At 50.3% G+C, this 11,396-nt stretch carries 13 protein-coding genes; 8 read left to right on the top strand and 5 right to left on the bottom strand.

Features of this window, described 5'->3' with window-relative positions:
* The 5 genes from EA392_15020 to EA392_15000 form a co-directional block, all read right to left on the bottom strand.
* Nucleotides 1–169 (bottom strand): Hpt domain-containing protein (locus tag EA392_15020; protein TVR36461.1); only part of this gene is annotated, 169 nt, incomplete at its 3' end.
* A 50-nt stretch (nucleotides 170–219) separates the two neighbouring features.
* Nucleotides 220–1,593 carry an RIP metalloprotease RseP gene (gene rseP / locus EA392_15015; protein ID TVR36460.1) on the bottom strand — a complete coding sequence of 458 codons (1,374 nt, stop codon included), beginning with the start codon at nucleotides 1,591–1,593 and terminating at the stop codon, nucleotides 220–222.
* A gap of 6 nt (nucleotides 1,594–1,599) precedes the next feature.
* The gene (locus EA392_15010) at nucleotides 1,600–2,760 is read right to left on the bottom strand and encodes a 1-deoxy-D-xylulose-5-phosphate reductoisomerase (protein TVR36459.1); all 1,161 of its coding nucleotides are present in this window, start codon (nucleotides 2,758–2,760) and stop codon (nucleotides 1,600–1,602) included.
* 35 nt (nucleotides 2,761–2,795) lie between these two features.
* Complete coding sequence (locus tag EA392_15005; protein ID TVR36458.1) at nucleotides 2,796–4,319, bottom strand: hypothetical protein; 1,524 nt, start codon at nucleotides 4,317–4,319, stop codon at nucleotides 2,796–2,798.
* Between the two features lie 2 nt (nucleotides 4,320–4,321).
* Nucleotides 4,322–5,323 carry a M23 family metallopeptidase gene (locus EA392_15000; GenBank protein TVR36457.1) on the bottom strand — a complete coding sequence of 334 codons (1,002 nt, stop codon included), beginning with the start codon at nucleotides 5,321–5,323 and terminating at the stop codon, nucleotides 4,322–4,324.
* Here EA392_15000 and EA392_14995 point away from each other — a divergent pair.
* From EA392_14995 to EA392_14960, 8 genes are all read left to right on the top strand, one after another.
* Nucleotides 5,322–7,994, top strand: a complete 2,673-nt coding sequence (locus EA392_14995; GenBank protein ID TVR36456.1) for a hypothetical protein — start codon at nucleotides 5,322–5,324, stop codon at nucleotides 7,992–7,994. The two genes, EA392_15000 and EA392_14995, sit on opposite strands and share 2 nt — an antisense overlap.
* Nucleotides 7,995–8,015: 21 nt before the next feature.
* Nucleotides 8,016–8,492, top strand: coding sequence for a polymer-forming cytoskeletal protein (locus EA392_14990; GenBank protein TVR36455.1), 477 nt, complete (start codon nucleotides 8,016–8,018; stop codon nucleotides 8,490–8,492).
* Entirely contained in the window at nucleotides 8,428–8,667 is a 240-nt protein-coding gene (locus EA392_14985; protein TVR36454.1) for an AtpZ/AtpI family protein, read from the top strand. The genes EA392_14990 and EA392_14985 overlap by 65 nt, the downstream gene beginning before the upstream one ends.
* Nucleotides 8,664–9,035: a hypothetical protein gene (locus EA392_14980; GenBank protein ID TVR36453.1), complete on the top strand. Its 372-nt coding sequence runs from the start codon at nucleotides 8,664–8,666 to the stop codon at nucleotides 9,033–9,035. The genes EA392_14985 and EA392_14980 overlap by 4 nt, the downstream gene beginning before the upstream one ends.
* A 138-nt stretch (nucleotides 9,036–9,173) precedes the next feature.
* Nucleotides 9,174–10,268 carry an ATP synthase F0 subunit A gene (atpB, locus tag EA392_14975; protein TVR36464.1) on the top strand — a complete coding sequence of 365 codons (1,095 nt, stop codon included), beginning with the start codon at nucleotides 9,174–9,176 and terminating at the stop codon, nucleotides 10,266–10,268.
* A gap of 42 nt (nucleotides 10,269–10,310) precedes the next feature.
* Nucleotides 10,311–10,547 carry an ATP synthase F0 subunit C gene (gene atpE / locus EA392_14970; GenBank protein TVR36463.1) on the top strand — a complete coding sequence of 79 codons (237 nt, stop codon included), beginning with the start codon at nucleotides 10,311–10,313 and terminating at the stop codon, nucleotides 10,545–10,547.
* An 84-nt stretch (nucleotides 10,548–10,631) separates the two neighbouring features.
* Entirely contained in the window at nucleotides 10,632–11,120 is a 489-nt protein-coding gene (locus EA392_14965) for a F0F1 ATP synthase subunit B (GenBank protein ID TVR36452.1), read from the top strand.
* A 4-nt stretch (nucleotides 11,121–11,124) separates the two neighbouring features.
* The coding region (locus EA392_14960; protein ID TVR36462.1) for a F0F1 ATP synthase subunit delta at nucleotides 11,125–11,396 on the top strand (272 nt) is incomplete at its 3' end.

The following is an 11,396-nucleotide window of genomic DNA, read 5'->3' as shown; positions in this document are numbered from 1 at the left end:
CCCCTACCGAACCTGCTGAAGAGCGCAATTTATGCACCACAAAGCGGATGCCTTGCAGATCCTTGTTTTCATTAAGTTCTTTCAATCTGAGCGCATTATTCTGCGCATCCTCTATGTAGGTGATGAGCAAATCACGCACAAAGGCTGTGTCGCCGCCCGAAAGCTCCATGAGGTGGTTGGTTGAAAAGGTTGGTTGGGTCATACGTCGGAAGGGAATGGTTAATCTACACCACCTGGTGGACTTCCGCCAAAGAGATGCTGAAAAGACTCAGAAAGGTTGCTGAACCATTGACTGTTCAGAATGTCGTTGAGATTGGCGAATACAACCAGGGTAAGCAGCAATACCATTCCGAAAATTTGTGCGTACTCCATGAATTTTTCTCCGGGTTTTCTGCCAGTAACCATTTCGTACATCAGGAACATGACGTGCCCTCCGTCCAGCGCCGGAATGGGCAGAATGTTCATAAATGCCAGCATGATAGAAATAAAAGCAGTCATTTCCCAAAATCGCTGCCAGTGCCATTCTTCACCAAAGAGTGAGCCGATGGTTCCAAAACCACCTACCTGTTTGGCACCTGCGGGAGAGAAGAGCAGGCGCAAGGACTTCACATAATCAGACAATGTTTGAATCCCGTGGCTCCAACCGGCCGGAATGGACTCGCCAAAGGAGTAATCGATTCGCTCATAATGAAGATGTGTACGCGGGTCTTCAGGAGCAGCGCCGATTCGGCCTTCTTCGCTAACGCGGGTACGGATGGTCATGGGCATGCCATTGCGCTCTATTTGAAGCCAGATCGAGTCACCTCCAAAGTTGGGCACGTAGCGCGCAAAATCATAGAAGAATGGTAAGAGGGTGTCGTTGGCACCCAAAATAAAATCGCCTACCTGCACACCCGCCTTTTCGGCTTCGCTGCCGGGCACAAACTGGGCAACCTGAAACGGGAACCGCTCCATAAACAGACTTCTGATTTTGCGATCCAAAATGGTTTCAACCACGGAATCATCCAGCGTAATGGTTTTGCGATTGCCTCCGCGATCAATGGCGATGTCCCTTTCACCATCAATCAATATGCGGCGCGAAACTTCCGAAAGGGTCTCCGGGGTGCGGTCGCCGATTTTAAGAATCTTGTCGCCGTCAATAAAGCCTTGTTCGTGCATGATGGAGTCGAAGTGTACTCCGTAGGTCATGTTTTGCAGGGGCAGGTATTCTTTTCCCCACACAAACAGAACCATCATGTAAAGCACGGCCCCAAGAAGCAGGTTCACCGTTACACCACCTACCATAATGATGAGTCGCTGCCATGTGGGCTTGGCGCGAAATTCCCACGGCTCCGGAGGCTTGGTCATTTGGTCTTTGTCCATCGACTCATCAATCATACCAGAAATCTTCACATAACCGCCCAGCGGAAGCCAGCCAATTCCGTAGGTGGTTTCGCCGATTTTCTTTTTGAACAGCGAGAACCAGGGATTAAAAAAGAGGTAAAACTTTTCAACCCTTGTCTTGAAGAGTTTTGCAGGGATAAAGTGCCCCAGCTCGTGCAACACCACCAGGATGGAAAGGCTTAACAACAACTGGGCAATGGTAACCAACATAGGGACTTAGTTTAGGTATTCTCGTGCTACACGACGCGTTTCTTCGTCGCTTTGTACATAATCTTCGTAGGTGGGGTGTTCCACAAAATCAACCGTGCGAAGGCAGTATTCGTTGAGGTCGCTCATTGCCAAAAACCCGATGCGATCATTCAAAAACGCATCTACCGCAACCTCGTTGGCCGCGTTGAGCACGCATGGAGCATTTCCTCCTCGCTCCATGGCATCAAAGGCAAGCTGAAGATTGCGAAAGGTTTCCAGGTCGGGTTGCTCAAAAGTGAGTGAAGGATAGCGCGCGAAGTCAAAACGCTCAAAATCGCTTTTCAGACGGTGCGGATACCCCAATGCAAACTGAATGGGTAATTTCATGTCGGGCAAGCCCATCTGGGCTTTGATTGAGCCGTCGGTAAACTGCACCATCGAGTGGATGATGCTTTGCGGATGCACCACCACATCAATCTGGTCGTTCTTCAGATTGAACAACCAGCGGGCTTCAATCACCTCCAGGCCTTTGTTCATCAGCGAGGCAGAGTCAATGGTGATTTTTGCACCCATCACCCAATTGGGGTGCTTCAGCGCCTGGGCGCGTGTTACACTTGCCAGTTCTTCTCGCCTGCGTCCCCTGAAAGGACCTCCGCTGGCTGTGAGGATGATTTTCTCTATGGGGTTGTGAAATTCACCAACCAAACATTGAAAAATAGCTGAGTGCTCAGAGTCAACGGGATAAATATTTACCCCGTATTCCTGTGCCAGTTTGGTAACCAGCTCGCCGGCCACAACCAGTGTTTCTTTGTTGGCCAGCGCAATGTGCTTGCCCGCCCTGATGGCAGCAAGCGTGGGAGCCAGGCCGGCATAACCTACAAGCGCAGTCAGCACCATGTCAATGGGCTCCATTTCTACCACCTGGTTCAGCGCTTCTTTTCCGGCGTAAACCTTTACATCGGTATCGGCCAGCGAATCACTTACCAACCGATACTTGGATTCGTCTGTAATAACCACCACATTGGGCTTAAAGGCCCGGGCCTGCTCAATGAGCAAATCGGCGTTGCTGTTGGCGGTAAGCACTTCCAGCTCAAAAACGTCGGGGTGGGCAGCCAGCACCTCAAGGGCCTGCGTGCCGATAGAGCCCGTAGAACCCAGAATGGCAATATGTCGTTGCTTGTTTTCCAAGGGTTACCCCGATTTTGGGCGCGCAAAGGTCGCTATTATTTTCCTATTCCTTCGGAGTTTGAGGTTAGTCCGCTGACAATCATCTGGTCTGCAATGTTTCGGTCGTTTGAAAGCCTTGGGATTTTGTTTTGTCCTCCCAGTTTACCAACGGACTTCATGTATTGTTCGAAGCCGCGGTTTTGCACGGATGAAAGCACCAGAGGCCGAAGCACTTTTCCCTGAATCAAATCGTGGTAGTAGCTGTTTCGTTTTTGCAACGCGGCGTCCAGGTCGAGCGCAAACCCCCCGGCATCTGCAGGTGCTTTGGAAAACTCAATAAGCCATTCGTGGTAGGGCAGTCCTGTAGCCGGTTTAACTTGTGGCGCCACGGTAAACTCAACCACCTGGGCTCCGTGTTCGGCAGCAACTTCGCTCAAGGCTCCTTCCACTTCTTCGCCAATAACGTGCTCGCCAAAAGCAGAGATAAAGTGCTTGATTCGCCCGGTAACCACAAGGCGCCAGGGCTCGCGCGACAGAAATTTCACGGTGTCGCCAATGCTGTAACCCCACAAGCCGGCATTGGTGTTGAGCACAAGCGCGTAGTTTACTCCGAGCTCAACTTCGTCTATACTCAGTCGAGGTGGATTCTCATCGAAATAGGCATCGGCCGGAATGAATTCGAAAAACATTCCGGAGTTGATTTCGAGCAGCAAGCCGGGGTTGTTTTGCCGGTCCTGGTAGGCAATAAACCCTTCCGAAGCAGGGTAGGTTTCTACCGTCGAAATTTTTCCCCCAATCAGTTCGTCAAAGCGCGATCGGTAGGGTTCAAAGTTCACGCCGCCGTATACAAAGAGCGAGAAATTCGGGAATACCTCCAGTACATTGCGTTTTCCGGTTCGCTCCAGAAGGCGCTCAAAGTACATCTGCACCCAACTAGGAATTCCGCTGATAAGGCGCATATCGGCCACCATGGTTTCTTCCACAACCTTGTCCACCTTGGTTTCCCAGTCGTCAATGCAGTTTACTTCGTAGCTCGGCATCCGATTGGATTGAAGGTATGCCGGCACGTGATGTGCCACAATACCCGACAGCCGTCCCACACGGATGCCGTTTTTAAGTTCCAGTTCGGGGCTTCCCTGCAGAAAAATCATCTTACCTCCCACAAAACGGGCATCTCCCGTTTCATGAATGTAGCTGAGCAAGGCGTGCTTGGCCGATCGTATGTGGTAGGGCATGGATTCCTGTGAGATGGGAATGAGCTTTGCCCCCGATGTGGTGCCGCTGGTTTTGGCGATATAAGCAGGCTTTCCGGGCCACAGGACGTTGGTTTCTCCGGCTGCCATCCGCTCTGCGTAGGGCTTCAGCGCTTCGTAGTCGGCAATGGGTACGCGCCCTTTGAAGTCCGCATAGGTCTTGATGTTCTGAAAATCGTGGTCGCGCCCAAAAGCAGTGTCGGCAGCGGTTTGTATGAGTGATTCAAACACCTTTTTCTGCGTGATTCCGGGTTGCTTGCTCCACTGGTTGCGCTTGTTGATGTGGTAGGCAGCGTAGTATTTTGAGATGGCTGTTTTGAGTCCCATACCTAATTGAATACCATGAATTTTTCGGGGTCGAGGGCCTTGCCTTTGTGCCAGAGTTCAAAGTGCAGGTGCGGACCGTCGGTGAGCTCGCCCGAGTTGCCTACGATGGCAATGGGGTCGCCGGCTTTAACCCGGTCGCCTTCTTTTTTCAGCAGCACGGAATTGTGTTTGTACACCGAAACAAGGTTGTTGCGATGTTGTAACTGAATGGTAAACCCTCCGTCGGTGGTCCAGGTTGCCAACACCACTGTTCCATCCAGCACAGCTTTCACGGCCTCATTCTCGCGCGATACGATGTCCACACCCAGATGATTGATGGATGGGTCAAAGCTGCTGGAGATTTCTCCCCGCAATGGCGTAAAAAAGAACATTCCCGTCAGATCACCGTCGCGAACCACGCTTTCGGCCTCCATAGCAATGTTGTAGCGCTCAGTTTCTTCTACTTTCAGACGCAGCAAGCTGTCTTCCAATGAGCGGCTGAAGCTGACTTCCTGCACCATCCTTCCGTCTTCTAGCAACTCAAGCGTATCGTTTTCAAATACATCACCCTGCAGCACCCGGCGCAAATTGGCAAGGTATTGCTCCTGGATGCGCGCATGTTCCTCCAGTTGAGCAGCGGCTTCGGCAGCCCTGATGGCATTGATTTGGGTGGAGGTATCGGCATAGCCCGGAATAAACTCTTTGAGTGGGGTAAACACAATAACGCTCAGCACCATGAGGATGATAAACAACGAAAAGAGGGTGAATACGATAATTACGTTAAGCGGGCTCAGCAGCATGCTGAACTTTTCGGCGAAGGTTGATTCGTGCAAAATCACCAGCCGATACTTGTTTTTGAGCTTTTTAAGGATTTTTTTTCGCGAACGCTGATCGTTGGCCATGCAGGGGGCTTTGGGAGGTGCAAATATCGTGATTACAACGCAGAAGCCCGAGCATCCGGAAAGGTTTGGAAAAATACAATAATTTTGCGCTTTTTCAGTTCTATAGAACTGGAATGGCTGCATGCGAATGAATTTTCAACCTCTTACATCTGCTTCACGTGTTTTGGTGGTGCTGCTTGTTATGACCCTTGTGTGGGCCGGATGCTCACGCAAAAAGACGGGTTTAACCAACAGGGTATTTCACCAAACCACAGCCCGTTTCAATGGTTATTTCAACGCCAAGGAAATGATGATGGCGTTGGAAGAGAATTTGCGTGTTCAAAACCAGGAGAACTGGGACGAGTTACTTCCGGTATTCATTTATCCCGACGAGGAAAAAGCACAGCAGCTTTATCCAGAGCTGGATGTGATCATAGAAAAATGCTCCAAGGTTATTCAACGCCACTCCATGCGTATTCGCAATAAGGAGCACAACAAGTGGATTGACGACAACTACTTTTTGATTGGTAAGGCCAACTTCTACAAGCGAACCTATGGATCGGCGCAGGAGATGTTTACCTACGTGTCCAAGGCGTTTAAGCAGCAAAACACGCGTTACGATGCCGGTATCTGGCTGGCACGCGTGTACATGGAAACCAATCGGATGAGCAAGGCAAATTCTGTGCTGAAGAAGGTTTCCGAAGAAAAAGACCTGCCCAAACACATAGAGGCTGAACTGCCTGCCGTATATGCTGACTACTACATCCGGCAGGAAAACTGGGACAGTGCCATTGAAATGCTGGAACAGGCCATTGAGCACGCCCGTGACAAGCAGTTTCGCATACGTCTTACCTTTATCCTCGCTCAGGTTTACGACAAGAAAGGAGATTCGCGCAAGGCGGTGCAAACATTCTCGCGCGTGGTGAGGATGGCCCCTCCTTATGAAATGGAGTTTAACGCCCGTCTTTATCAGGCCTATGCACACAGCGGAAGAATGGATGCTACGGAGGTCCGGCGCATGCTGCAACGAATGCTCCGCGACGTGAAAAATTTTGAGTACCGGGATCAGGTTTACTACGCGATGGCCGACGTGGAGCTCAAGGAGCGCGACATCGAAACGGCCATAGAGTATCTGATTAAATCAGGTGAGGTTAGCACCACTCCCAAGCACAAAGCTAAAGCCTACTACACCCTTGCCGACCTCTATTTTGACCAGCGCAAGTACGTTTTGGCCCGTAACTACTACGACTCTACCCTGGCGGTTATTAACGAGGAAATGCCTAATTACCAGGAGATTAAAACCAAAGCAGAAAACCTGAATGAACTCGTGGAGCACATCCTGAATGTAGAACTTCAGGACAGCCTGATTATGATGGTGGATCTGCCCGAGAAAGAGCGCGAAAAGAAGATTCTGGCTGAGATTGTCCGCCTGGAGCGCGAAGAGGAGAAAATGCGCAAAGCCATGGAATCAGGTCAACTGGGAGGTTTTACTGCGCAGGATCAACGTCAGGCTGGAATGTCGATGGGTGGCGGCGGCGGTAAAGGCGATTGGTATTTTTGGAACAACACAACTCGCTCTCACGGATTTAATGAATTCAGAAGGGTGTGGGGTAACCGCGAGCTGGAAGACGACTGGCGGCGCAAAAACAAGGGCCAGAAAGCCGGTGGGGGCTGGGATGATGATGACCCAGACGGTGAAGGTGAACCCGAATTTGTTTCGAGCGTACCCACCCTTGAAGAATTTCTTGCAGGGCTCCCCATGAATGACACGGCCTATGCTGCAGCGCATTACTCAGTCATTGAGTCCACTTATCAGATGGGGGTGATCTACAAAGAAAAACTGCACGACGAAGACAATGCTATTGAAGCATTTACCCGCTTGATTCTTGATTACGACACCAGTGAGTACGCACTTACAGCCACCTATCAGCTCTATCGATTGTATCTGGCCAAAGAACAGAGCGGAACGTTCTTTGGAAGCGGCCGCCTCGATAACTCAGACTATTACAAGTACATTATTCTGGATGACCACCCCGACTCCAAGTATGCGAAGTTAATCCTGAATCCCAATTGGCGACAGGACGAAGCCGACCGCCTGGCCGAAGCCAAAAAGCTCTATGAAGCCACGTACACACAGTTCAGGCGAAGGCAATACACCGATGCCCTCTACACCTGCAACAACGTAATTACCGAAGACCCGGAAAACTTCCTGCTGCCGAAATTTTATCTGCTCAAAGCGCTGGTTATTGCGCAGAAAAAAGACAGAACTACCTACGTTGAAACACTGAGGGAGCTTATCGGGAGATACCCGGGAACCGAGGAAGCCGAGAAAGCAAAAGAACTGCTGGGTGCACTGGGTGAATCTACCCACGACCCTGATAAAGCCCCGCCCGAAGAGGAAAAACCCAAAGAGGAAATCAAGGAAGAGAAGAAAGAATCGCCCTACGTGTTTGATGAAAAGGCCAGCCACTTCTTTGCCATGGTCTTCCCGAACAAGGGAGTCAATGCAAACGACCTGAAGGCCTCCATCGCTGATTTCAACAGCTCGTTTTTCCGGAACAAGGATATTAAGGTGACCAACAGCTTTATCAATGCCGATAATCAGATTATGATTTTGCGCAGCTTCTCCAACTTTTCGGAGGCTATGGATTATTACAATACCTTTGTGAAGAATAACACCGTTTTGAAGGACATCAATTCCAAAGGTTACGACCGCTTTGTAATCTCTACCAAAAACTTCACAACGCTGTTCAAACAGAAAGACGTACCGCAGTATATTGAGTTCTACGAAGAGAATTACCTCAAAAGCAAATAGTAACGCGATTCAACAACGCACATGTTTAAACGAAACACTACCACCGACATGGCAAAACAACCAGAAACCATGGCTTCGGCCAAGGTCAATACCATTGTAGAAGGCACCCGGATTGAAGGGGTAATTCAGTCTGAAGGCAATTTTCGGATTGATGGCTTCGTAAAGGGCGAAATTCAAATCAAAGGAAAGTTGATTATCGGCCCCTCTGGCGAGGTTGAAGGACGGGTAAGCTGCCAGAACGCCGAAGTGGAAGGGAGTTTCAAAGGCGTTTTTGAAGTGCAGCAATTGCTTTATCTCAAGTCAACCGCTCGTATTTTCGGTGATTCCGTGTTCAGCAAACTGCGGGTAGAAGAAGGCGCTCAGCTTGAGTGTACATGTAACTACAACGCCAATGCATCACAGGCCAAGGAAGCCATTATAAAGGACCTGAAACATGGCGGCGAACAACGAGCAACCCAAACTACCGAAAGAGCCGCCAAAGAAGAAAGGACGGCCTAACGAAGCCCTCCGCTATGCAGGCATCGCCACGCAAATGGCGGTGGTGATTCTGCTCGGGGTGTGGTTGGGCCGCTGGCTCGATGCCGGGAGAGAGTTCCCGATATTTACACTGATTTTTTCACTTCTCTCTGTAGGGCTCGCGCTTTACATCGTCATCAAAGATATCTCCCGATGAAATCCGCTTTTCTCCTGCGCTCAATGCTTGTTGCTTTTGTGAACATGGCCGGTTTGTATGGGCTCAATCAATTATTGGTTGATCACAGCGTGCCTGCCGTTTCGTACTATTTTGTGTTGGGATTTTGGCTTCTTACAGTGCTTCTCCACACCTGGCTCACCGGTCAGGGAGCAAGCCGTCCGCAGCGCTTCGTAAGCTACTTTATGGGAGCCATCACAGTAAAACTCTTCGCCACATTGATTTTTTTGCTGGTTTACCTGCTAACTGTTGGCGAAGAACGAATTGTGGTGGCGCTGTCGGCGTTTGTTACCTACGTGCTCTTTACCGCGCTCCAGGTCAGCACCCTGTACAACCGCAAAACAGACTGATCATCAGTGGCCGAGCCGTGTGTTCAGCAGCAAGGCAAATTTTTCCTGCCAAAGTTTGTTTTGTCGGTCAAATAGCTACCTTTGCACCGAATTTTCAGGGGGGTGCTTAACGTCACTTCCAGAGCTCACCAAAAGCCCATGAAATCTGTGCGGTACAACATCTTAACCTGGTCTTTTCTTGCTGTTTTCGCAGCCTTGCTTCCTTTTCAAAATGTGCAGGCCGGAGGCGGCGATGGCCCGTTCAACGCGGGTGAGATGATCATGCACCATATTGCCGATGCGCATGAAATCCACATCATCGGCGATTTCGCCATTTACCTGCCCGTTATTCTATTCACTGACAACGGCGTAGAGATGTTCTCCTCCTCCAACTTTTACCACAACCAGCAAAAGCAGGTTGTGAATGGTGTAGAGGAAACGTTTTACGAGCACGGTAATTTCATCATGCACCACGAGAAGATTTACTACCGGGGTGCCACATCGGCCATCGAGGGCGTTGAAGACGGTCACCTGACCAATGCTTCACCTTTGGATTTTTCCATCACCAAGAGTGTGTTCGGGATGTTTCTCGTCATTGCGCTGTTGCTCGTGTTTTTTGGCGGTGCGGCCCGCAAATACCAGCGCAACCCGGGTCAGGCACCCAGCGGCTTGCAAAACGCGCTTGAGCCATTCATTCTCTTTATTCGCGATGAGGTTGCACGCCCGTCCATCGGACGTCATGCCGACCGCTTCGTGCCTTTCCTGCTCACCACGTTCTTTTTTATCTGGATCAGCAACATGCTTGGTCTGATTCCATTTATCGGAGGATTCAATATCACCGGTACGCTGGCCGTAACGGCAGTTCTGGCGTTTTTTGTGCTGGTGCTTACCACCATCAACGGAAACAAGCACTACTGGGGTCACATTTTCTGGCCTCCCGGTGTTCCTCTGCCCATTAAGTTTATCCTTGTGCCCATCGAAGCAGCCCAGATCCTCATCAAACCATTCGTGTTGATGGTGCGTCTCACGGCCAACATCACCGCGGGGCACATCATTATTCTTGCCTTTGTGAGCCTTGCTCTTATTTTCGGTGAGAAAGGAGCCGCTGCGGGATACGGTGTAGGCGTTGGCGGAGTGCTTTTTATGGTATTCATGTTTTTCCTGGAGTTGTTGGTGGCATTTCTTCAGGCCTATGTATTCACCCTTCTGGCTGCGCTTTATTTTGGCGACGCCACGCAGGAGGCACACCATTAATTCGGATTTTTTAAACCTCAATAAAAACAACAAATCATGGAAATTTTAGCAATCTTACTCGAGGCCTCTGCTGCTGCAGGATGGGCCGGTATTGGAGCCGGAATCGCTGCAGTAGGTGCGGGACTTGGTGTGGGTCGAATCGGTGGTTCGGCACTCGAAGCCATGGCTCGTCAGCCTGAAGCAATCGGAGACCTTCGGGCAAACATGATTATTGCTGCGGCACTTGTAGAAGGGGTAGCCCTCTTTGCGGTGATCGTTTGTCTGCTTGCCGTAGTGTAAGCGCGAGGATTATCAGGGAGAAAGTACGCAACGGTTGGTTGCGGCTTTCTCCTCTTTGTGACAACAAATCAAATTCAACGCAATATGTTAGACGTTAATATCGGAACAGTAGCCTGGGCAACCATCGCCTTCCTGATTGTTTTGATGCTGCTTAAAAAATTCGCTTGGAAGCCCATTCTGAGCGCACTCGATGCCCGTGAGCAGTCTATCAAAGAAGCACTCTCAGCTGCTGAGAAAGCCCGTGCCGAAATGGCCAGCCTTCAGTCGCAAAATGAAGAGCTCCTCCGCGAGGCCCGTATGGAACGCGACCAGATGCTCAAAGAAGCGCGTGAAGCTAAGGATGCTATGATCGGCGAAGCCAAGGGTCAGGCAAAAACAGAAGCTGATAAAATCATCGCTTCTGCCCGCGAAAATATCCAACACGAAAAAATGGCCGCCATCTCTGACCTCAAAAATCAGGTGGCGCAGCTTTCCATTGAAATCGCTGAAAAGATTGTGCGCGAAAAGCTCGGCGATGACGCGCGTCAAAGCGAGCTGGTGAAGAACCTGATGGACGACGTTAAACTGAACTAGTGCCATGAAGAAACCACGCGTCTCAAACCGGTACGCCAAATCCATTCTGACACTTGCTGCTGAACGCAACGAATTGTCGGCGGTGCGCGAAGATCTATTACTCGTGGGCAACAGTATTGCCCAGAGCAGGGAACTGAGCAACGCACTGAGCAGCCCCATCATCAAGTCAGATGCAAAACTGCGCGTATTACGAAGTATCTTTGCCGGAAAGGTGGGAGAACTCACCAACCAGTTTATGGAGATTCTGGTGCGCAAAGGCCGCGAGGCACTTCTTCA

It is taken from the genome of Cryomorphaceae bacterium (assembly GCA_007695365.1).
Lineage (GTDB): Bacteria > Bacteroidota > Bacteroidia > Flavobacteriales_D > SKUL01 > SKUL01.
The sequence above is the reverse complement of the archived record's forward strand: the minus strand, read 5'-3'. Positions and strand labels throughout refer to the sequence as shown.